The 24021-nt window shown below is 35.0% G+C and carries 18 protein-coding genes and 3 tRNA genes; 12 read left to right on the forward strand and 9 right to left on the reverse strand.

All coding sequences use genetic code 11. The annotated features are described in order from the left end of the window. The first annotated feature begins 5 nt into the window (after positions 1-5). The 7 genes from BXY58_RS04185 (at position 6) to BXY58_RS04215 (ending at position 10800) form a co-directional block, all read left to right on the forward strand. Positions 6-6152, forward strand: coding sequence for a fibronectin type III domain-containing protein (locus BXY58_RS04185; RefSeq protein WP_120212561.1), 6147 nt, complete (start codon positions 6-8; stop codon positions 6150-6152). A gap of 107 nt (positions 6153-6259) precedes the next feature. Then, entirely contained in the window at positions 6260-6877 is a 618-nt protein-coding gene (locus BXY58_RS04190) for a hypothetical protein (RefSeq protein WP_120212562.1), read from the forward strand. An 11-nt stretch (positions 6878-6888) separates the two neighbouring features. Further along, positions 6889-7482 (forward strand): hypothetical protein, encoded by a 594-nt coding sequence (locus tag BXY58_RS04195; protein ID WP_120212563.1) that lies wholly within the window; start codon positions 6889-6891, stop codon positions 7480-7482. A 5-nt stretch (positions 7483-7487) separates the two neighbouring features. Continuing rightward, a complete protein-coding gene (locus BXY58_RS04200) occupies positions 7488-7778 on the forward strand; it encodes a winged helix-turn-helix domain-containing protein (RefSeq protein WP_120212564.1) in 291 nt (96 codons plus the stop codon). Positions 7779-7965: 187 nt separating this feature from the next. Beyond that, positions 7966-8802, forward strand: coding sequence for a metallophosphoesterase (locus tag BXY58_RS04205; protein ID WP_120212565.1), 837 nt, complete (start codon positions 7966-7968; stop codon positions 8800-8802). A 146-nt stretch (positions 8803-8948) separates the two neighbouring features. Beyond that, the gene (locus BXY58_RS04210) at positions 8949-10340 is read left to right on the forward strand and encodes a DUF4153 domain-containing protein (protein WP_120212566.1); all 1392 of its coding nucleotides are present in this window, start codon (positions 8949-8951) and stop codon (positions 10338-10340) included. Further along, positions 10303-10800, forward strand: a complete 498-nt coding sequence (locus BXY58_RS04215; RefSeq protein WP_120212567.1) for a hypothetical protein — start codon at positions 10303-10305, stop codon at positions 10798-10800. The genes BXY58_RS04210 and BXY58_RS04215 overlap by 38 nt, the downstream gene beginning before the upstream one ends. Positions 10801-10831: 31 nt before the next feature. On the opposite strand, the gene aroQ is transcribed toward BXY58_RS04215, so the two are convergent. The 6 genes from aroQ to BXY58_RS04245 all read right to left on the reverse strand — a co-directional run bounded on the left by aroQ (position 10832) and on the right by BXY58_RS04245 (position 13492). Further along, on the reverse strand, positions 10832-11239 hold the full coding sequence (aroQ, locus tag BXY58_RS04220) for a type II 3-dehydroquinate dehydratase (protein ID WP_120212568.1): 408 nt from the start codon (positions 11237-11239) through the stop codon (positions 10832-10834). Positions 11240-11305: 66 nt separating this feature from the next. Further along, positions 11306-11377: transfer RNA gene (locus BXY58_RS04225), tRNA-Glu, on the reverse strand. Between the two features lie 102 nt (positions 11378-11479). Further along, a tRNA-Glu gene (locus BXY58_RS04230) sits at positions 11480-11551 on the reverse strand. Between the two features lie 11 nt (positions 11552-11562). Beyond that, positions 11563-11817 carry a 30S ribosomal protein S20 gene (gene rpsT / locus BXY58_RS04235; RefSeq protein WP_120212569.1) on the reverse strand — a complete coding sequence of 85 codons (255 nt, stop codon included), beginning with the start codon at positions 11815-11817 and terminating at the stop codon, positions 11563-11565. A 261-nt stretch (positions 11818-12078) separates the two neighbouring features. After that, a tRNA-Glu gene (locus BXY58_RS04240) sits at positions 12079-12150 on the reverse strand. 58 nt (positions 12151-12208) lie between these two features. Next, on the reverse strand, positions 12209-13492 hold the full coding sequence (locus BXY58_RS04245; protein WP_120212570.1) for an N-acetylmuramoyl-L-alanine amidase family protein: 1284 nt from the start codon (positions 13490-13492) through the stop codon (positions 12209-12211). Between the two features lie 42 nt (positions 13493-13534). Here BXY58_RS04245 and BXY58_RS04250 point away from each other — a divergent pair, with 42 nt between their 5' ends. The 3 genes from BXY58_RS04250 (at position 13535) to BXY58_RS04260 (ending at position 17119) form a co-directional block, all read left to right on the forward strand. Further along, positions 13535-16156: a putative LPS assembly protein LptD gene (locus tag BXY58_RS04250; RefSeq protein ID WP_120212571.1), complete on the forward strand. Its 2622-nt coding sequence runs from the start codon at positions 13535-13537 to the stop codon at positions 16154-16156. Between the two features lie 117 nt (positions 16157-16273). Further along, positions 16274-16654 carry a RidA family protein gene (locus BXY58_RS04255; RefSeq protein ID WP_120212572.1) on the forward strand — a complete coding sequence of 127 codons (381 nt, stop codon included), beginning with the start codon at positions 16274-16276 and terminating at the stop codon, positions 16652-16654. After that, entirely contained in the window at positions 16655-17119 is a 465-nt protein-coding gene (locus BXY58_RS04260; protein ID WP_120212573.1) for a hypothetical protein, read from the forward strand. It abuts the gene before it with no gap. Between the two features lie 768 nt (positions 17120-17887). Here the strand turns inward: BXY58_RS04260 and BXY58_RS04265 are convergent. Next, on the reverse strand, positions 17888-18370 hold the full coding sequence (locus tag BXY58_RS04265; protein WP_120212574.1) for a hypothetical protein: 483 nt from the start codon (positions 18368-18370) through the stop codon (positions 17888-17890). A gap of 362 nt (positions 18371-18732) precedes the next feature. Between BXY58_RS04265 and BXY58_RS04270 the strand changes: the two genes are divergently transcribed. After that, a complete protein-coding gene (locus BXY58_RS04270) occupies positions 18733-19125 on the forward strand; it encodes a hypothetical protein (protein ID WP_120212575.1) in 393 nt (130 codons plus the stop codon). A 155-nt stretch (positions 19126-19280) separates the two neighbouring features. Here BXY58_RS04270 and asnB read toward each other — a convergent pair whose 3' ends face one another. Then, entirely contained in the window at positions 19281-20942 is a 1662-nt protein-coding gene (gene asnB / locus BXY58_RS04275; protein ID WP_120212576.1) for an asparagine synthase B, read from the reverse strand. A 505-nt stretch (positions 20943-21447) separates the two neighbouring features. On the opposite strand from asnB, the gene BXY58_RS04280 reads away from it, so the two are divergent. Continuing rightward, the gene (locus BXY58_RS04280; protein ID WP_120212577.1) at positions 21448-22734 is read left to right on the forward strand and encodes an adenylosuccinate synthase; all 1287 of its coding nucleotides are present in this window, start codon (positions 21448-21450) and stop codon (positions 22732-22734) included. A 323-nt stretch (positions 22735-23057) separates the two neighbouring features. On the opposite strand, the gene BXY58_RS04285 is transcribed toward BXY58_RS04280, so the two are convergent. Beyond that, on the reverse strand, positions 23058-23987 hold the full coding sequence (locus tag BXY58_RS04285; RefSeq protein WP_120212578.1) for a helix-turn-helix transcriptional regulator: 930 nt from the start codon (positions 23985-23987) through the stop codon (positions 23058-23060). Positions 23988-24021: the final 34 nt, after the last annotated feature.

Consider the following 24021-nt stretch of genomic DNA (forward strand, 5'->3'; position numbering starts at 1 on the left):
TTAAAATGAAAAAACTAAATAACCAATTTCTCTTAATATGCTTATTATTTGGTATAAGTATATTTTCCCAAGATCAACAAAGCATCAGGCGGATTCAGCAATCTACAAAAGTTGATTATTTAAAATCTTTCTCCGACAATCAAAGAAAGAAATTTGACCTCAGTTTTAATTTAGCTAATTCCCTGGCAGATCAAAACAATTGGCGTAAAATTATAATTACAGATTCTACGTATTCCCGATTAGTAGGTGTTACCAAAGATTTGGAACCCATCTATTACATGACAGAAAACCGGAATGCCGGAATAACTTCACGGGCCGATAGACTCTATAGCGGTGGTAGTTTAGGAATTTCTATACAAGGCGAAGGGATGCTTGCTGGTGTTTGGGATGCTGGAAGTCCATTATTAACACACGAGCTTTTTTCTAACAGAATTTCTTTAAGTGATAATTCTCCTTATCTGCATCCTCACGCATCACACGTTGCCGGAACCATAATCGGGACAGATGCTGTGCAAAATGGTAATGCAAGAGGAATGGCTTTTAAAGGTAGCGCAAATGCTTACGATTGGGATAATGACGTAGCAGAGGTTGCCAATGCTGCTGCAAATGGACTTTTGATTTCCAATCACTCTTATGGCTATAATCCATATTATTATGGCGTAGAAAAGTTTGGGAAATATGATGATGATTCAAAAGCTTTTGACGAAATTCATTTTAATGCACCCTACTACCAAATGGTTTGTGCCGCCGGGAATTCCAGGATTTATGGCGTTAATACTGGGAAGAATGGCTTTGATCTGATAACAGGACATGCGCTTAGTAAAAACGTTATTACTGTTGCAGCTGTGGAAGAGGTTTTAAATTATACTGATACTTCCTCTGTGATAATGTCAGATTTTAGTAGTTGGGGACCTTCGGATGATGGACGTATTAAGCCGGATATTTCAGCTAAAGGTGTTCACACATTTTCTGCAGTTAATTATGCTAACAATTCTTATGAGTATTATGATGGGACTTCTATGGCTTCTCCTAGTGTCGCTGGAACATTACTTTTGTTGCAGCAGTATTATAATCAACTGAATAATAATTATATGAAAGCATCGAGTCTTAAAGGCTTGATGATTCACTCTGCTGATGAGGCAGGCGTTGCACCGGGGCCGGATTACAAGTTTGGTTGGGGATTAATCAATGCTGAAAAAGCTGCAACTATTATAAAGAATAAAAATCTTTTTTCCAAAATAGAAGAGAGTTCCTTGGCTAATGGTGAAACAAAAGAGATCATTTTAAATAGTGATGGTATTAATCCGTTAGTGGTTACATTAGCCTGGACAGATCCTGTAGGCGATTTGCCATCTAATACCATAGATGATCCGACGCCAAATTTGGTCAACGATTTGGATATTGTTCTTTCAAGAGATGGTACAGAATATTTTCCATGGAAATTAGATCCTTCGGCTGTCAATTCAGCAGCTACAAGAGGTGTTAACAATCTTGATAATGTTGAGAAAATTGAGATTGATACACCAGTAGCAGGAACTTATTTGTTGACAATTAAACATAAAGGAAGTTTGGTTAATCAGTCCCAGAATTACTCACTCATCGCTTCAGGCATTGTAACTACGGATTTCTGGTTCAATACAACTCAGAATAATATCAAATTATGTAAAACTACTACCGATAACATTACAATTGATTTTGACTTCCATACAAAAAATGGATTTTCAAATAATGTGCTTTTCTCTGTATTGAATTTACCTAATGGCTTGTCAGCTGATTTTAGTCCGGTTACTTTATCTGCAGAAGGAAGCTTTACTCTTAATATATTAGGGATTTCAAGTTTGCAAAAAGGTAAATATAACATTATTGTAAAAGGACAAAGTGGAACAGATACTTTTGAGTATCCGATAAGCTTTACAATCTATGATAGTAATGTTTCTGTTCCTAATCTCCTCACACCGACTAATAATAATCTTTCAGTCAATTATAATAATACGGAATTCACTTGGTCATCCGATTCTAATTCTGAATCTTATCTTTTAGAAATTTCGAAAGACTCTAATTTTTCTGTTAAAGAAAGCTATACAGTATCCACTAATAGATACTCCAAGAATTTAAGCATAGGAACAAAATATTATTGGAGAGTAAAAGGAATTAATGAATGTGGTGAAAGTTCTTTTTCTCCAGTAAACACATTTAATACTTACTGCGATCCACCTCAATATTTGCAATTGGTAAGTGCAGGAACTTCATCTCTTACTGTGAGTTGGAGCAGCAACTCCTCATCTGGAAAATGGGAAATAGAAACTGTGCCAGCAGGGACAACACCAACTGGAACTGGCAATGTTGTTACCTCTTCTCCATATACAATAACTGATTTGATTAAGAATACTTGTTACGATGTATATGTCAGAATCGTTTGTGGAGATGAAGGAAGTTACTCACCTTGGATAAAAGGAAGTAATTTCTGCACTACTGCAGATTATTGTGGCGGCGATCATTTCTACGATTCAGGAGGTGCCGACGGCAATTATCCACCTGGAGAGAACCTTATTAAAGCAATTTATCCTGAGAATGCTGGGGACAGGGTTGTAGCAACTTTTAATAAATTCAATGTAGAAAGCTGCTGTTCATATTTTACAATATACGATGGCCCGAATGCTGGTGGCTCTATCCTGTTTTCCGGAACAAATATGCAGCTGCCTTATACGTTTAGGTCTTCTCATCCTACGGGAGCTTTATCTTTTAGTTTTTATGCTTACGGAAATGGAGCAGAAGGGTGGGATGCGACTATAAGCTGTGAGCCAAAACCTGCTTGTCCTACTGTACCTAAAAATATTCTGTTGACTAATTCACAACCTAGTTTAATTACGTTTAGCTGGGAAGATACTTCTAATGCAACACAATGGCAGGTTGAAGTGGTTCCAGCTGGTTCGATCCCTACAGGTGTTGGCGAGAATATTTCACAAAAATCATTTACAAAATCAGGCTTATCTACTAATACTTGTTACGATGTTTATGTAAGATCAATTTGCGCCACTGGATTCTCAGACTGGTCTAATCCTGCAAGACTATGCACGTCTCCAGATTATTGTGCGGGAGATCATTTTTATGACTCAGGTGGTCCAAATGGAAATTATAAAGATAATGAGAATTGGACAAAAACCATCTATCCAGCAATTGCAGGAAATAGGGTTAGAGCGGTCTTTAATGAGTTTGCTTTAGAATCGTGCTGTGACAGACTGATTATTTACAATGGGCCTGATAAAAACTTCCCTGTATTATTTAACAGCGGAAGCATGTCGGACTTGCCTGCTGCATTTAGATCTACTCATACTTCAGGTGCATTAACATTTACTTTTACCTCTGATGGAAGTTCTGTTAAATCGGGCTGGGACGCAGAGATCTTCTGTGAACCAATCCCTGCGTGTGCAGAATATCCAAAATCTATAACATTGCAAACTGCTGCATTGAATAGTCTTAGGGTTAATTGGACAGACAATTCCAATGCAACACAGTGGGAAATAGAAGCTGTAAAAGACGGGAATAATCCTACAGGCCAGGGAGTGATTGTTTCAACAAAACCTTATACTGTTAACGGATTAGATTCCAATAGTGTTTATAGAATTTATATCAGGTCTCTATGTTCTGCCGGAACTTCGGAATGGAGTAGTTCTCCCAAGTTTGCAACCTTAGCAGATTATTGCGGTGGCGATCATTTTTATGATTCTGGAGGAGCTTCAGGTGTTTATTCAAATAATTATGAGAGTTATACCAAAACTATCTATCCATCGCAAAATGGCGATAGGGTAAAAGCTATTTTTGATTTGTTTGATATTAATCAGTATGATCAATTTACAGTTTATAATGGATCTAATACATATAATACTCCAATATTATATAACAGTTATGGAGGATCTACTCAACCAGGAACTTTGGTTTCTACAGATATTTTAACAGGAGCCTTAACATTTTATTTTTATACATCTGGTAATACAAATAATAGAGCTGGTTGGGATGCGAGAATTATTTGTGAACCAATGCCATCGTGTCCTAATGCTCCAGGAGAAATTACATTACAATCTTCTACATTGAATACAATGACCATTAACTGGCCGGAAAATTCCAATGCTACACAATGGGAAATAGAAGTCGTAAAAGATGGTAGTTCCCCGATTGGTGCTGGGACTATTATTTCTAGTCGTCCATATACTATTACAGGACTTCAAAGTAATATTTGTTATAAAGTTTACATTCGATCTATTTGTTCTGGAGGTAATTCTAACTGGACTGTATCTAAGTTATTCTGTACTCAAGGTGATTATTGTGGTGGTGATCATTTCTATGATTCAGGAGGTGCATTAAGTGGCTATCCTACAACCTACGAATATTTTACCAAGACGATTTATCCAACAGGAAATGGTAATAGAGTGAAGGCTGTTTTTGAAATGTTTGATATCAATCAATACGATTCATTTACTGTATATAATGGAACTAATACATATAGTGATAATGTTCTATATAGTTATAATTATGGTAATTCAGCACCTCCAACTACTATTTCATCAACAGATATCAACACAGGAGCGTTAACATTCTATTTTTCAACTTCTGGAAATAATAGCAATAAGGCAGGTTGGGATGCTAAAATTATTTGTGAGCCAATGCCTGCTTGCCCTAATCCGCCAACTTATATTAATCTTCAGAATTCCGGACTTAATACTTTGACATTTAACTGGACTGATAATTCCAATGCAAGTCAATGGGAAGTAGAAGCTGTAAAAGATGGAGATAGTCCAACAGGAATTGGAACAATTGTCTCTTCTCGTATTTATACAATCCCAGGACTTCTTAGAAATACTTGCTACAAAGTTTATATCAGGTCTGTGTGTGCTGGTGGAAAATCAGAATGGGGTGTGTCCAAGTTAGTCTGCACACAAGCAGATTATTGTGCGGGAGATCATTTTTATGATTCAGGTGGTGTGTTGAGTAATTATATTGCAGGAGAATATTTTACAAAAACAATTTATCCATCAGGTTCAGGTAATAGAGTAAAAGCTATTTTTGACCTGTTAGATATTAATTTGTATGATGAATTTAGAGTTTTTGATGGAGCATATGCAAACAGTAATAATTTGTTATATAACAGTTACGGAAATACAACACCTCCGGGAACTTTATCCTCCACGGATTCTTCTACAGGAGCATTAACATTTGTTTTTTATACTTACTCATCAAATAGTACTAAGGCTGGCTGGGATGCTCAAATAATTTGTGAGCCAATGCCACCTTGTGCAAGAAAGCCAACTTTGATTACATTAGAGCGTTCAACATCTAATTCTTTGAATGTGAATTGGACAGAAAATTCTAATGCTACACAATGGGAGATAGAAATTGTTAAGTCCGGGCAAACTCCAATTGGTCAAGGAACTGTAGTTAATACAAAATCATATTTAATTTCTAATTTATTAGAAAATACTTGTTATGATGTTTACGTTAGATCAAGATGTACAAATGGAAATTCTGAGTGGACAAAATCTGCAACTAATTTCTGTACAAATCCAAAGTATTGTGGCGACCACTTCTACGATTCTGGAGGCGTGAATGGAAGCTATAAGGATAATGAGAATTGGGTTAAGACAATTTATCCTATGTCTGCTGGAAAATTAGTGAGCGCACAGTTCACGCTTTTCAATCTGGAAAGTTGCTGCGATAGATTGACGATTTATAATGGACCAGATATATTATCTCCGATTTTGTTTTCTTCTGGATCAATGCAGAATCTTCCACAGACATATAAGTCCTCACATTATTCTGGAGCTTTGACATTCCGGTTTACTTCAGACTCTAGTTCAACTTATCCTGGTTGGGATGCTTTGATTAATTGTGATGAAAATCTTTCTGTAGAATATAATGAGAAAGAAAATATCAAAATTTTCCCTAACCCAGTAACGACGGGAATTCTGAATATCGATTCACCAGTTGAAATTAAAAATTTTGAACTTTTTGATGTTAGCTCAAAAATGATTATTCAGAAGACAGTTTCTGATAAAAATTTAAAAATTGATATCGGTCACATAGTTTCAGGAAGCTATGTCATTAAACTAACGGATAAAAATTCAGAGATTCATACTTTCAAAATCATCAAAAAATAACTTTATAAAGGGGAACTTAATTGTTCCCTTTTTTATTTCAAAAAAACTTCAAAATTTATTTTGGAGTTTTAAAATAAATTATAACTTTGTAATTCAAAGTTCTTTTTATGGAATCGAAAAATTATCAAGATGAATTAGCGCATATCCGTCAGATGATGGAACGCAGTTCGAGATTTATTTCATTGAGCGGTTTGTCCGGGGTAATTGCAGGAATTGTTGCATTGCTCGGCTCTGTTTATGTTTATTTTATTTTCCAAAGAGAAGGAATAGATTATTTTGATGGAGAAAGAAACATCTATACGCCGGCTTTAGTTCAGGAATTATTTTTTGTTGCTTTAGTGATTTTAGTTTTGGCAATTTCTAGTGGTTATATTTTTACTGCCAGAAAGAGTAAAAAGAAGAACCTGAAAGTTTGGGATTCTATTACCAAAAGACTCTTAATCAACTTTGCAATTCCATTAGTTGCAGGCGGATTTTTTTGCATCGCACTTTGGTATCATCATTATTTTCCTTTAATTGCGCCGTCAATGCTTATTTTTTATGGATTAGCCTTGATTAATGCTGAAAGATACACTTTAAGTGATGTCAAATATCTTGGGATTTGCGAAGTTATTCTTGGAATTATTGCATTATTCTGGCTGGGTTGGGGATTGATATTTTGGGCTGTAGGATTTGGATTTTTGCATATTTTTTATGGGATTTTGATGTATAGAAAGTATGATTGAAATTTAAGTAAATGAAGAAATTATCATCTATTTTAATTTTGTTTCTATCAGTAATTACTGGAATTTATTATTTATATTTTTCAATTAAAACAGCTGATAATACATTTATTTTTGATGGCGTAATCTATTTTTTATTAATTATTTTGTTTATTGTTTTTTTTACAATAACAGTTAGAAATGATTTTAACAATTTTAAAATTTCAAAAAAGTATAAGAGCTTTTTGTTTACAGCTATTGGAATCTTAATTATAATTTTAAATATTGGATGTCAACTCTACTTATCATCAAGAGATAATTCTGAAATTGTATTGAAAGTTTTTTATGATGGAGATTATAATGGAAGTTCGTTGGAATTTAGAAAAGATGGAACTTATAAATTTGGTAACGGAAGTGGCTTAGGAGAATCCATTCAACGGGGTAAATATTCTATTAAAGATACTATTATAACATTAGATAAAGATAATATTGATAACGTTATTGAATCTAAAACGTTAATGCTAAAAAGGGAATTAAATGGAACAGATGCCAAGATTGTACAAGTAGATAAAAATTTTAAATTGATAGATAGAGCTACAAAATTTCGAGTAGTTAAAGATAAAAGGTAATTTAAATGGTCAATATAAATCAACTCAACAAAGAATTCGAAAGCCGTGTAAGATTGGGCATTATGTCCGTTCTTATGGTCAACGACTGGGTTGATTTTACCGAAATGAAAAACCTGCTGAATGCCACCGACGGAAATTTGGCAAGCCATAGTTCCGCTCTTGAAAAAGCAGAATATATAGAAATCAAAAAAGAATTTGTAGGCAAAAAACCAAAGACATCTTACCGAGTGACACAAAAGGGTAGAGATGCTTTCACAGAACATATCAATAACTTAGAAAAATTGTTGGGAAGATAACTCCCGATTTTTTTTGAAAATTAACTTTGTAATTCAAAGAACTTTATAATTATTAACCACAAAGAACACAAATATTTGCACAATAGACACGAATGTTTTATTCGAAAAAAATCTTAAAACTATAAAATTAAAATTAGTGCTCTTTATGCAAAAACCTTGTGAACCTTGTGTTTAAATCAAAACAATTATGACCAGAAAATCATTCATCAAAAAATCATTATTAGCAACAGCAGGATTATCATTATTCTACAGTTGGCAAATTGAACCGTTTATGTTGGAGTTTGTCAAACAAGATTTACCAATCAAAAATCTCCCATCCAATCTTCATAACAAAATCTTGATGCAGATTTCTGATTTGCACGTTGGCAACCGTTTCGATTGGAATTATTTAATTGATTCTTTTAAACAAGCAAAAGCTTACAAACCTGATTTTGTGGTTTATACAGGCGATTTTGTTTGCTGGGAAGATAATCCTGAACAATTTGAACAATTGAAAACCGTAATGAAAGAAGCAGTTCACGGAAAACTTGGAACAACTGCAATTCTTGGCAATCACGATTATGGAGCAGAATGGAGAGAAGAATATGTTGCAGATGAGGTTTCCAAAATATTGACAGCTTCCAAGATTCAAGTTCTGCGGGATGAAAAAGTGAATTTATCTGGACTCAATATTTATGGTTTCGAAGAATTATGGGGAACTAATTTTCACCCCGAAAAATTAACAAAAACCATTAATCCGGAAGAAGCTAATCTCGTCCTTTGCCACAATCCCGATGTCTGCGATTTGGATGTCTGGAACAATTATCAAGGTTGGATTTTATCCGGACATACACACGGTGGACAATGCAAGCCACCTTTTCTTCCACCTCTCATTTTGCCTGTAAAAAACAGAAAATATACTTACGGAATCTTCGATTTGAAAGATGGACGAATGCTTTATATCAATCGCGCCCTCGGACATTCTTACCAGGTCAGATTTAATTGCAGACCAGAGATTACGTTGTTTACTCTTAAATCTATATAAATTTTAACCACAAAGAACACAAAGGTTTTTCACAATGGACACAATAGAATTTACCAAAGTCAAAAAGCGTCTAATTAAAATAGTGCTCTTTGTGCAAAAATCTTATGAACCTTGTGTTTAAAAACAAATAAAAACATTTATCAATTATGAAAAAACATCATTTAATTTTCCTCACAGTTTTGGCAGTTATCATTCTCTTTTACAAAGAATATATTGCGCTCAATCTGGGAATCTTCGGGATTTTCTTAAGTATTCTGACTTACACTCAAACTAAAACAGAATTCAAGACCAGAACATTTCTAACTCTTTTTGTAACCTCTATTCTTTCATCATTAGCTTTTGCTTGGTTTGGCGACGCTATTTCTTTCGCAGCCGTTTTTGTATCATTATTTTTGCTGAGGTTCAAAGGAACTTATCCGAAACTAAAACCATTTCTATATATTGAAGTTCTATTGTTGAATCTCTTCACTTTCTTGGGAAGAGTTTTCAACATAGAGCAATGGTACGAGAAATCCAGAGAGAGAAGTTTTGCAAAAAAACTCATCGCCATTGTTCTCATCCCTGCGTTTTTTATCACAATTTTCTTTTTCATTTACGCTTTTGGGAGTGACCATTTTGCTAATATATTTAAAGATTCTGAGCTTGAGTTTCAGCCTTTAACTTTTATTGTTTTGGCAATTGCCGGATTTTATATCGGTTTTATTTTCTGGAATTTCGGAGTGGAAAGATTTATTTTCAAACAAAACAGATATTTGAATGATGATTTTTCTGGCTTAGTCAAAATTCAAAAACCAACATTTTCTTTCCTGGATATCGATTCCGAAAGGACCAGCGGATTGATTTCTTTTTCTGCGCTTAATATTTTGCTGTTGATTTTCATTGCCACTTACAATTACGAACAGTTTTTCGAAATCACAAAATCGGCCGATAGCTTGAGTGCTGAAACGCACGAACGTGTCAACGCTGTGATAATGTCCATTGTGATGGCGATTCTTGTCATACTATTTTATTTCAAAAAAGGATTTAATTTTGATGAAAAAGCAAAATCACTTAAGATTTCAGCTAAAATCTGGATTGTTCTGAATGCTGTTTTGGTCATCTCAGCTTCCCTTAAAAATTCAGAATACATCATCAATTATGGTTTGACTTACAAACGTCTCGGTGTTTATGCTTTCCTGGCAATGGCTTTGATTGGTCTGATTTTCACATTCATCAAAATCCAGAAAAAGAAGACCAACGCTTTCCTTTTCAACAAGATGTTTTGGGCTTGTTATGGCTTGATTTTGGTTTGCAGTTATGTCAATTGGGGCGGAATTATCACTGCAAACAATATCAAGAGAAAGGATTTTGCCGACAATTACCACTTGGTTTCCATCAATTACAACGAGAAAACTTTGCTGGACTATGCTGAGAAAACCGGAAATCCCGAAATGAAAAATAAACTCCAGGAAAGAATTGTATCTTATCAAAAAGAAACTTTTCTCTCAAAAATTTTATATTATGAATTCATTAATATCGAAAAACCTAAAAGTAAATAGTTTAAAATATTTGGCATTAATTCCACTGTTTTTGGTCGCCTGTAAAAAAGAACCAGAAATCAAAGAACAGAAAGTAGATACTGTTACCACAATTGAAAAACCGATGGATTCACTATCAACCATTTTGAAAACAGAAAAAGAATCCAATCAAAATATCGTAACCGTCGACGCATCTAAAATGCCAATCCGCCTCAACCTAGAAATTAAAAATCCAGACGACCAACTGATTCTGAAATTAGAAAACCTCAACCAAGCCAAAATCAATGGTTACATCAAAACACAAAAACCAATGAATTTGAGATTCAATCAAATCAGAATGCCGGACAATACTTTTGACGGACCTTTTGGACCAACAATCGAATATGATACGAAACAAAAAGGAGAATATTGGCTGATATTAGCGAAAAGCAATATGGCAGACGGAACACCAGTTGGTAAGTTCTTCGTCAAAATAGAATAAACGAAAAAGAATCTCAATCGAGATTCTTTTTTTATTTTAAACTTAAGATTGCTAATTTATAGCCTTTCATCCCAAATCCGGAAATCACAGCATTGCAACTTTCCGCGGTTACAGATTTTTTTCGGAATTCTTCACGTTTGTAGATATTGCTGATGTGAACTTCAACTTTAGGTTTGCCAATATTCTTAAGACAATCCGAAATAGCATAAGAATAATGGGTAAAAGCACCTGGATTAATAATTACAGCTTCGAAATCATCTTCCTGCAAACGGTTAATCAATTCACCTTCGATATTGGATTGGTAATATACAATTTCGTCAGAAGAGAATTCATTGTTTAATTCATTCAGATAATCTTCCATAGAAACAGAACCGTAGATTTCCGGTTCGCGTGTTCCAAGAAGGTTGAGATTCGGACCGTTGATGATGAGGATTTTCATAGCATTTAAATAATAATCAAATATAATAAAAATAAAAAACCTTCAGAAGAACTGAAGGTTTTTAAGTAGCCCGTAGGGGAATCGAACCCCTCTTACCAGAATGAAAATCTGAGGTCCTAACCGATAGACGAACGGGCCAGGTTAATTTTCTATGTTTAATTTAGTAATCTAATTTAAAAAAAACAGATTCTAAAAGTTTTAAAAAAAATACCTCCAGAAAATTAGTGAAGGTATTTTAAGTAGCCCGTAGGGGAATCGAACCCCTCTTACCAGAATGAAAATCTGAGGTCCTAACCGATAGACGAACGGGCCAGACTCTTATCTTAAGCTAAGCTGTTAACGTGCTTAGTTAATTTGCTTTTTAGATTAGCCGCTTTGTTTTTGTGGATAATATTTTTCTTAGCTAATTTATCCAACAAAGAGATTACTTTTGGAAGTTGCTCAGCAGCAACAGTTTTATCCGCTTCATTTCTTAATACTTTCAAAGCTGTTCTAGCAGTTTTGTGGTAGTATCTGTTACGAAGTCTTCTTACTTCGTTTTGTCTGATTCTCTTAAGTGCTGATTTATGATTTGCCATATCGTTCAAATGTGGGTGCAAAGATAAAAACTATTTTTTAATTTGCAAACTTTTTAAAAAAAAAAATTAAAATTTATTTTGCCTTGATCGAATCATTTTTGATTACGAAGATTTAATGTTCTTCATTCCTCTTTTAAGGCGTTGCAAAAGTATAGATATTTTTTAAAATTCAAAATGTTTTTTTGATATTTTTCAGACTTTAAATTCCGGATAAAAAAAATGAAAGCTACCATCAATAACTTTCACTTTGTTTTTTTATTGTAGCCTATAGGGGAATCGAACCGCTGTTGCAAGAAAGAAAATCTTGAGTCCTAACCACTAGACGAATAGGCCATCCGTTTTACGGTCTGCAAAAATAGATACTTTATATTTTTTCCGCAACAGTTTTTATCTATTTCAGTTTTTTCTCGATAACTGTATTGTTGATCCCTTTGCTTTCAAGATCTTTTTGTGCTTTGACAGCATCTTCAAATGTTCTGTATCTTCCAAAGGTATAATAGAAAATGCCGTTTTCTTTGGTTCTGATCATGTCCGGAAGTGTTTTCATAACAACTGACTTTGAATCCAGTTTATCCTTCCCCGCATAGATTTCTAAAGTATAATAGCCCATTCCTAATGCTTGATTCGGAACAAAACTGATCGCCATAGAATTTCGGAAGCCTGCATCTTTTGCTGTTTTCAGATTGGTATCTCTTACAGAGGCATAATTAGTGGTTCCGTAGTAATACTTGTATGCGCCATTTTCTTTGATCGGTAAAATGTATTTAAGACCTTTAAGGGCTGGATCATCCTCGTTATATTTGGTTGGCGTACTCATTAATAAGATCCTGAAATCATTTTTCAATGGCTGTTCTACCGGTTTTTCAGGTTCAGGCTCTTTGATATTTCGGTCAACTAATTTCTTGTAACTCACAATTGCATTGAAGATGCTCTCGGCAATGGCCTGCTGACCTTCTTCTGTTGAGATATAGCGCGCGTCATCATAATTATTGACAAAACCGGTTTCTATAAGGATGGAAGGCATCGCATTCATTCTTAGTACGTGCAGGTTTTCCTGTTTCACACCGCGCGACAATCTTTTATCTTTTTTAACGAAATTTTCCTCAACCAGACCGCCAATCGTAAGACTCGCCTGGAGGTATTTACTTTGCTGTATTTTAAGAGCTATTAATGATTCAGGAGAACTGGGATTATAAGATGCGAAATTCTCCTTATCCTTTTCGTCCAGGAAAATTACATCGTTTTCTGCTTTTGCGACATCCAGGTTGGCTTTGTTTTGATTGGGACCTTGTACAAAAGTTTCCGTTCCCTGTGCTGTTGCGCTTTTGCTAGGTGATGAGTTAACGTGAATCGAGATGAATAGATCTGCTTTGCTTCTGTTGGCAAGATCTGTTCTAGCTGTCAAAGAAGGATATTCGTCCACCTTCCTTGTATAGATAACTTTGTAATCTTTGTGTTTTTCCAACATCCTCCCCAATTTCAGAACAATACCTAGCGTTACATTTTTTTCCTGTACCGATCCGATGTCACTGTAATATCTATTAGCACCAATGTCGCTGCCGCCGTGTCCCGCATCCAAAACTATTGTGAATTTTTTCTGAGAATAAAAGCTGCTAAAACCAATAAAAAATGTTAACAGGAAGAAAATTTTATTATAAAATTTAAGGCTGGTCATTTTAATCTTTAAAATTTAATTAATTTTGAACCCAATTTCAGAATGACTGCATTGGCTCGAAGTATTTTCAAAAGTATATTACTAATTTTAAATATCCTAATTTTTAACAATATTTTATCACAAACTGTGCCTAAAAATATTGATGAAAAAAGTGGTGTTCAGGATACTGTCAGCGTATCCAGAGATACTGTATCTGTAAAAAAAGATACCATATTGCCAAAGGAACAACTGGATGATGTTGTTAAAACAAAAGCAGAATATAAAAGCAGCTCCTCGATCTCCAACAAACAAACTTTCTTAAACAAAAAAGCGCAGATTATCTATCAGGATATGCAGATTGATGCCGATTATATCAGGATAGACTGGGAAACGGGAAAAATCTATGCGAGAGGTGAGCAGGATGAGAAGGGTAGAATCACTGTTCCAGCTGTGGCGACACAAGGCGGAAAGAAATATGAGTATAACGAGGTTATTTATAATTATAAAACCAAGCAGGCTATTGCCTTCAATGCAAGGACTGAGGAGAGTGAAGGTGTAATTGTCGCAGAGAAAACCAAGAAATACAATGATTCGGTTTTTTTTATGAGAAAGGCGATTTACACAACGGATGAATACTTTCTGAAGAAAAAAGATTCGCTTCCGGATTATCATATGTCGGCACCTAACATCAAATTGATCAAAGGAAAAGACAATGCTCAGCTGGTAACCGGACCTATCCAGATGTATATAGAACAGGTTCCGACGCCTCTGATTATGCCTTTCGCCATTCTTCCTTTTTCTGATAAAAGATCTGCGGGGATTTTGATCCCGAGTTTTGGAGAGCGTCAGGATGTTGGTTTCTTTTTGAACGGATTAGGTTATTATCAGCCTATTGGTGATCATTTTGATTTGAAAATCCTGTCAGACATCTATACCAAAGGAAGCTGGAACCTGAAACCGGAACTTAATTACCTTAAAAAATACAGATATTCCGGGAACTTTGCGGCGGATTACGGATATACGGTTCGAGGTATAAAAGGTCTTGATGATTATTCCAAAACCAAAACATTCAGGATTGCCTGGCGACATTCTCAGGATTCCAAAGCTAATCCTTATTTTACCTTCAATGCGAGTGTGGATATTGTGAGCAGTAAGTTCTACAATAATACGGTTAACAACAATTATATTTTTAATCAGAATGTTCTTAACACGACTCAAACGTCAAGAGTTAACGTGACCAAAAGATTTCTGAATCTTCCTATAACGATCAGCGCAAGTATGGCTTATAACCAGAATTTTGCGACAGATCTTACAGATCTGCGTCTGCCGGATATGACAATAGCTGTTAATCAGTTTTATTTATTTAAACCAAAAACCGGTGTCAGAACAGGATTATTGGAAAATATTAATGTCAATACGGGTTTTGCGTTGAGTAACTATGTTACGACAACTTCCGACAAGCTATTCAAAAAAGAGATGTGGGACGAGCTGAAAACTGGCGCTAAAAACAATATTTCGATCTCTACGAATACAACATTAGCCAAGTTTTTCACATTCTCACTGAGTGCCAATGCGGATAATGTAATGACGACGAAAACGCTTGAGAAAAACTATAATCCGATAACCAATAAGGTAGAAGATAAGTACAACAGAGGTATTGCGGCTTACTCCAATTTCTCGACAAGTGCAAGTTTACAAACCATCTTGTATGGGCAAAAAAACTTTAGAAAAAATTCTCCGATTGTCGCCATCCGTCACATGATAACGCCGAGCGTCAGCTTCTCATATTCGCCAGACTTCTCAGAAAGAAGCTGGGGTTATTATAAGAATTATTCTAATGCCAGAGGAGAGATGACACCTTATTCGATATTTGATAACGGGATTTATGGAGCACCACCATCAGGACTTCAGCAGACAATGGGTTTCAATATTGCGAATAATGTTGAGATGAAGGTAAGGTCCAAAACAGATTCTACCGGTGTAAAAAAAGTGAAGATCTTTGAAAACCTTAATATCTCGGGAGGATACAATTTTGCTGCTGAGAAGTACAAATGGTCTGTTTTCAGCGTTAATGCGCAATCGTCATTCTTTAATAATAAACTGAATGTCAACTCGAGCCTTACCATAGAACCTTACGAAATTGTTTTTACAGACGGTTTGGATACTGGTGTGAGAACAGAGAATTTTGGTCACTTTAGTTTACAGGGATTCAATGTTCAGATGTCTTATCCAATGAGCGAGGCTATTTTTGGAAAGAAAGAAGAATTGTCCAAGATCTATAAAAAGAAAGGCGAGATCCGGAACGAGAATTATTTTTTCGATGATGATAATTACTCCCATTACCGTCCAACCTGGACTCTGAACGTGAATGCCAATTATGCCTATACAAGAGGTCTTACGAGGACGGCTACCAAAGTTGCAACTATTGGTCTGGACGGTAGTATCAAGCTGACACCTTATTGGAACATCAACGGAAGTACCAATTATGACATCGAGAAAAAGGAATTGGGCTATACAAGATTAGGTTTTGCAAGAGATCAGCGTAGTTTCACCATTACTTTTAACTGGGTTCCGTTTGGACAATATAAAGTTTATGATTTTTTCATCGGTATCAAAGCCAATATACTTAAAGATGCTGTGAAGTATAAAGAGAGAAGCTTTACCCAGCCGAACAGTACTTTTTAGGATCGGAATTGCCAGGTAGCCATTTTTAGTTATTATAGAATATAAATAGAAATCTTTGACCTCTGGTTTCCAACTTCCGTCTAATTTATATAGTTTTGTAAAAATTTAATTTTTCTAATGAAAAAAATCATTCATACGTCAGAAGCGCCGGCAGCTATCGGACCTTATTCACAAGCTTGTTTAGTTAACGGAACATTATACATCTCGGGACAGATCCCTGTAGATCCGGAGTCCGGAAAACTGATTGAAGGGATCGAAAAGGAAACACACCAGGTGATGAAAAACCTGAAAGCGATTCTAACCGAAGCTGGAATGAGTTTTGATAATGCTGTAAAAGCATCGATTTTTCTAAAAAATATGGATGATTTTGCTGTTGTGAATGAGATCTATGCGTCTTACTTTAACAACGATCAGTTTCCGGCGAGAGAAACTGTGCAGGTGTCTTGTCTTCCAAAAAATGTTGATGTAGAAATATCAATGATTGCATACAAAGACTAGATGAACTTTCTTAGGAATACATTAGGTGTTTTGGCTGGTTTAACAGTGGCCGCTCTCATTATCACATTCGGGATAAAGATCGATTCTGACTGGGTTACTTACAAGCAGTTTGCACCTTTTGATCATTGGGAAGCACTTCTCCAGTCGGTTCAGAAAAAAGATTCTTTCTTTGTCGCCTTACTTTTTTTCGGAGGATTGGGCGTAACATTTGGAGGGGTGGTAACCGCAATGATTGTGAAATATGCCAAAGTGGCTTATGCTATTCTGATAGGCTTCATTATGCTTTTCATTGCGATGCTGGATATCATCATCTATCCCTATCATCCTGTTTTTTATAAGATATCGATATTCTTAATTTTCTTCCCATTCTCCTGGATCGGCGGAAAAATCACCGAAGTCATCTACGAAAGACGGAAAAAACGAGCTAAGCAACTACAATTAAAAAATAAAAAACCACAAGACTGATCTTGTGGTTTTTTGTTGGAGTGAATTGAAGCTTATTATTTAACCTGAGGCCGGGTAACGATTTACTTTAAATTTCTGAATATCAAACAGAGTATATTATCAATAGCGTCGGTCTTCAGCCCGATGTATTAAAATGTAATTTAAAAAGGCTTTAGCCAAAACATATTTTAAGTTTTGGCTAAAGCATAACACTCTTTTTCCACACTAAAATGGGCTTTAGCCCATTCCTATTGAATAATTTCTTAACCTGAACTCAGGTTATTTAGACTATCGTTAAAGTTAAAGCGACAGAGCCATAATCTTTAATAACATCAATAAAATAATATGGCAGAGCCACCAACTGTTAATAGAACAGTTTCTTGCAATTGGTTAAAGCTCCGTAGGAGCGACATGTTAAAAAAGTAGGAGAACCAAAAGAATCCATTGGTAAGCCTTTATCAAAGATAGGAGAGGTTAGTAAAAGATAGCCAATCCTATAAATAGTGAAAGCGATCCTGTAAAAATAGTAGGTTCGCCTTCCAAATACTTAGCCGAGCCTACAAAAGTTATAAGTAAGTCTTTCAAATTGGTACGCTCGCCTACTAAATCCATAGGCTAGCTTACTGAATTGATAGGCTTGCCTATAATATTCATAGGCGAACAACTTTAAGTTGATTCCTAGCCTTAAAGTTTCTTCAATAAATATTCTAAGATATTAATGTAAAGCAAATGCCATAAAAAAATCCGCCTTGAAAACTCAAAGCGGATTTGTGTGGATTAATAATAAGACTATTCGGATAGTGGTGCGTCGTCTGTTTTGCTTTTATTGGTAAATCGGCTATTCCAGCTATCCACATCGCGCATCGCAAGATCCAGTGCTGCATCATTCTCTCGGGAGAGTTGCAGGTTATTTTTGTAACGGTCGGTAAGTGCCATAATATCTGCAGAAGCCCCTAGCTGAATCTTCTCAAAAGTTTCAAGATTCTGCAGAATGGCTATTCTGCTGCCTTCCAGATTGCTGTAATAATCCAATAGTGCCACGAGTTCTTCTGGACTGTCGCTCCTGCCCAGAGCATCCGGAAACTGTGTGGCAATGCGAGAGATTAATCGTGCGTAGCCTTCTCTGCCTTCCGCCATCGTTCGCATGCCGGGTTTCTCGTCATCCGTTAAATTGATTTTGTAAGGATTGATTGGTGTAAGAGCACCAGTAATGGTTGCGGTATAGGTATCCGTAACGGCTTTTGCCGGGATACTAAGAATGAATTTTCTCATCTTTTGTGTTGTTTTTAATTAAAAATTGAATTTCGTTAATGAGATAAAATTAAAATAAATATTGGTATATCCGCAGATAATGTCTGATAAAAATTAAAAATTCATTAAATTTTTGTCAAAATGTGATTTTCCGTACTTTCTTATTGTGAGAATTTTTTACATTAGTGATGTAATAAAAAAACAAAATAACTTATGAGAAAATTCATTTCCAGAGCCATTACCAAAAGATATAATACTAACTAAGCAATTATAAAAGCCTCAGTCGAGAGTGTTATATGATTATGAGAAACGGATTATTAAATTTATTATTTATATCAGGCTTAATTGGTATTCAGTTTTGTTGGTCTCAAAAAATTGAAAGAATGGAATTCGAACATTCCAATTCAATAATAATTGGCAGTGATATAGGTGTCACTTTAAAACCAATCAAAAATAATCGAAAGGGGAAAGTTAGACTTATTGTACGAAAGGATGGAGAAATCTTTGTTTCTAGGATTACCAATGATAGATTTTTAGAAATAATTAATGCTGTAGATCAAATAAAGCGAGATAGTCTTGGTGCTCAATATACATATTTGGATCCATCATCCAGTAGCATAACGATTTATAATGATAAGCATGATAAAAAAGTGTATTACACAGAAAACTTAACACGAAATTCTCAAAAAAGTGAAAACCAAAAAGATTTTTGGTATGCTACAAAGTTGATAATAGATGCTGCGAGATTAAGAATGGAAGAGCTAATAGACTATTGATATCAAAAAACGATAAAAACCTGAAGTCGCAGATTAACCCGATAGCGCGGATTTGCAATCCGTGCTCCTAAGTATCAATTAAATCTCAAAGATGAAAAAACCACAAGCCGAGACTTGTGGTTTTTTTGCAATAATAGTTAGTTTATGTTTAGTTATTAGTACGCCGTCTCGTGAACTTTCACCGCTCTTCCGCTCGGGTCATTCATTTTCTTAAAAGCTTCATCCCATTCCAAAGCAACCGGCGTAGAACAAGCCACAGATGGAACAGAAGGAACACAACTTGCCGCAAAATCGCTTGGGAAATGACTTTCGAAGATGGTTCTGTAACGGTATTCCTCTTTGCTCATCGGCGTATTGATTGGGAATCTGAATTTCGCATTGGACATCATTTCGTCCGTCACTTCATCTTCTGCCACTTGCTTCAAAGTATCAATCCAGGAATAACCAACACCGTCACTGAATTGCTCTTTCTGTCTCCAAGCAATACTTTCTGGTAAAATATCTTCAAAAGCTTTTCTAAGAACCCATTTTTCCATTCTTTCCGGCGTAACCATTTTATCTTTTGGATTGATGGTCATCGCCACATCCATAAATTCTTTATCCAAGAAAGGAACTCTACCTTCGATTCCCCAAGCCATTAGAGATTTGTTGGCCCTCAAACAATCATAAAGGTGAAGTTTTCCTAATTTTCTTACCGTTTCTTCGTGAAAAGCTTGGGCAGAAGGAGCTTTGTGGAAATATAAATAACCTCCGAATAATTCGTCCGAACCTTCTCCGGAAAGCACCATTTTGATTCCCATGGATTTAATAACTCTCGCCAAAAGATACATAGGGGTAGAAGCTCTGATAGTCGTTACATCATAAGTTTCCAAGTGATAGATCACATCTTTGATGGCATCCAAACCTTCCTGAACAGTGTATTTAATTTCGTGGTGAACAGAACCAATATGGTCTGCCGCTTTTCTTGCTGCGGCTAAATCCGGAGAACCTTCCAAGCCAACAGCGAAACTGTGCAGTCTTGGATACCAAGCTTCCTGCGTGTCCCCACTTTCGATTCTTTGTCTTGCAAATTTTGCAGTAACGGCTGCAATGATGGAAGAGTCCAAACCACCGGACAGTAAAACACCATAAGGAACATCGCTCATCAGTTGTCTGTGAACAGCTTCTTCCAATCCTTTTCGGATGGCAGCAATATCTGTGGCGTTATCTTTTACATTTTCAAAGTCTGTCCAGTCTCTTTTGTACCATTGCTGCAATTCCTGTCCATCTTTGCTATAAAGAAAATGACCTGGCAGAAATTCTTCAATTTTGTTACAAACGCCTTCCAGGGATTTCAATTCAGAAGCAACATAGAAGCTTCCGTCTTTGTCCCAGCCCATATATAATGGAACGATTCCCATATGATCTCTTCCAATCAGATAGGCATCATTTTCTTCATCATATAATGCGAAGGCAAAAATGCCGTTCAGTTTTTCCAGGAAATTTTTTCCATCTCTTCTGTATAGAGCTAAGATAACTTCACAGTCAGACTGAGTCAAAAATTCGTAATCAGGAAATTCTGATCTCAGCTCCTGATGATTGTATATCTCGCCGTTAACCGCTAAAGCAACTTTTTTATCTTTTGTAAATAATGGTTGTTTACCAGAAGTGGGATCTACAATCGCCAATCTCTCGTGCGAGAAAATCACATTGTCGTGTTGGTAGATTCCTGACCAATCCGGACCACGGTGTCTAATCTTTTTAGACATTTCTAATATCTGAGGTCTTATAACTTCATTTTTTTGTTTTGTGTCAAACACACATACAATTCCGCACATCGTTTATATTGTTTTTATATTTAATTAAAATTATATCGCAAAAATATATTTGTTAATTCAAAATTAAAATTATTTTTTTATTTTGGTTAAAATAATTTATTTTAAAATTAAATTTAAAGTATTATTTTCTTAATGGTTATGGAAAATATGATTTCTCCTTGATTTTTTATAATTGATTCAGATTACGTTATTGATTTATTAATTTTAGGTTTACAAATATTGCATTTTATTGATTAATAGGTTTATATTATTATTTATTTGAATCTAATAATAATATATAATTAACTTTTTGGAAGAAAGTTTCTTTTTTTTTGTGTTAATTGTAAAATTTGTACGATTTTTGTACCGAAAATTGTATTGTAGGTGCAGTAATGCATTTATAATTTTTTTCATCATTTGTGTTTTTGCCCTCTTATTCATAGTAAGAGGGTTTTTTATTTTCTAGGATTTTGCTAAGCCATATTTATAGTATAACTTTGTAAATAATCTAAAAAAAGTAAAATATATGTCAACTTACGTGGTTGTAGGTCTCCAGTATGGAGATGAAGGAAAGGGAAAAATTACGGATGTTCTGTCGGCAAAATCAGACTATGTTGTCCGTTTCCAAGGTGGAGATAATGCCGGTCACACGGTCTATGTTGGAGATGAGAAATTCGTATTGCATCTTTTGCCGTCTGGCGTTCTGCAATGTAAAGGCAAATGCATCATAGCCAATGGTGTAGTTGTAAATCCAAAAGCATTTATCAAAGAGATTGAACAGATCGAGAGCAAAGGCCTTAAAACAGATCACGTTTTCATTAGCAGAAGATCCCATGTGATAATGCCCTACCATATTTTGCTAGATACTTATAGAGAAGAGGAACAAGGCGGAACCCAAATTGGAACCACGAAGAAAGGAATTGGACCTTGTTACGAAGACAAAATCGCAAGAGTGGGAATCAGAATGATTGATCTTCTGAATCCTGAAGTTCTAAGAGAAAAAATCGAGAAAAATTTAAAAGTAAAGAATTCTCTATTTGAAAAATATTTCGAAAAGCCAGGCTTGGATGTTGAGGAGATTTATCAGGAATTTTTGGCTTTAGGAGAAAGACTGAAAGACAGAATCGTTGATACAGAATTAGAAATTAATGAAGCAATCAATGACGGTAAAAATATTTTATTTGAAGGAGCGCAAGCCTTGATGCTTGATATAGATTTCGGAACTTATCCTTATGTGACGTCTTCGTCTCCGTCTACTGGCGGTGTTTGTACTGGTGCTGGAGTTCCGCCAACTGCTTTACAAAATCTGATAGGTGTTGCAAAAGCTTACACTACAAGGGTAGGGAATGGTCCTTTCCCGTCTGAGTTGGATAACGAGTTAGGGGAAAAAATCAGACAGATCGGTTTTGAGTTTGGAGCAACAACAGGAAGACCCAGAAGAACTGGCTGGCTAGATTTGGTTTCGCTTAAGCATGCTTGTATGATCAACGGAATCAATAATCTTGTGATTACTAAATTAGACGTTCTTACAGGAATCCATCCTTTGAAGATCGCTACAAAATACAAAACGGAAGACGGAAAAATCATCGATTACTTTACATCTTCAACTACCAAATTATATGATTATGAACCCATTTATGAAGAATTGGATGGTTGGGACGAGGATATCACGAATGCGAGAACTTACGATGAGCTTCCTGCTAATGCGAAGAAGTATATTGAGTTTATAGAAGAGCATTTGGGAATTAATGTTTATTTGGTTTCTGTTGGTCCGGAACGTTCTCAGAATATCATTAGAAAAGAACTATTCTAATAGAATACTATTATTTATAAACAAAATCCGGAACTTAAGTTCCGGATTTTTCATTTGTGTTTTTGTGTGTTTTTAAAAGAAAACATGGAAAATGTATTCTTTTTAGATTGAAAATTGCAGCAAAATTTTCAGAGCATTTGTGTTAAAAAAGTATTTGTGTTTTTTGTTGTGTCATTTTGATAATGCAATAATATAGATTCTAAAAAATAATCAAAAGTATTTAGCAACTTATTTGTTTACTTACATATACTCAAATGGTTTCAAGATAGTGTGTTTTTGGTTAAAATATTGAAAATCAATATGCTTTATTTGTAAAATCCAATTTAGAAATTGTTGATGATATAGAGATTTATATCAGTTTCAGAGGCAATATTTAACTTTCTACGGATGCGATATTTCTTATTTTCTATGGCTCTGACTGTGGAATTGGTTGCAGTTGCAATCTCTTTTGTACTGAGATTTAGTTTTAGTAAGGCACAGATTTCCAGTTCGGAAGAAATGAGATTGGGAGAAACAGCCAATATCTTATCAAAAAAATCAGGAAACTGAGATTTGAAGTAAGTTATAAACAGCGAATTCTTGCTCATTGCAAGATCATACAATTCTCCGGAAAAATTAATTTTATCCGTTTTCTGAATAATAGCGTTCAGTTTTTCTTTTTCTATATAGTATTTAACAAGGACACGCTCTTTTCTGTAAATAAAATACATCCCGATAAAAGTACAGAATGAAATTTCTATGATTTTGTAGATCCTTACATACCATTGTTCTAACGGAGAAAGATTCTGACTATAAAACCTGCTGAGGTAATAATCTGTTGTTACGTTAATTAAAAACCAAAGAAGGTAGGACACAATCAAAAAAAAGATAATCCATCGGTCTCTGATATAGTCGAAGAAAAAAGCTACTGCAATGGTTAGAGAAACATAAGATAAGTAATTCATACAGCCTTCCCCTGAAATCGTATCAAAATAAAAGATCATGATTCCCAAAAAGAAAAAAAGTAGCATTAGCAACTTCGTATTGAACCTTATTCTATCCGGCCAAAGTAATGTTTGTAACATAAAAAGAGTAATGACACCAAAAATGATACAATTGACAGGATAATATAGAATTACATTAAGGATCACATTACATAATAAAAGAAAAACCAAAGCCAATGTATAGACATCAAACAGAATACTTTTCTCGTATTCCATTTCGTTTTTTGCAAGATCTCTCTTTTTAGCTAATATAGAGGTTATATAATTCATGATTTAGTTTATACTTTTATAATTGAATACATAA

It is taken from the genome of Epilithonimonas arachidiradicis (genome assembly GCF_003610695.1).
GTDB classification, from domain to species: domain Bacteria; phylum Bacteroidota; class Bacteroidia; order Flavobacteriales; family Weeksellaceae; genus Epilithonimonas; species Epilithonimonas arachidiradicis.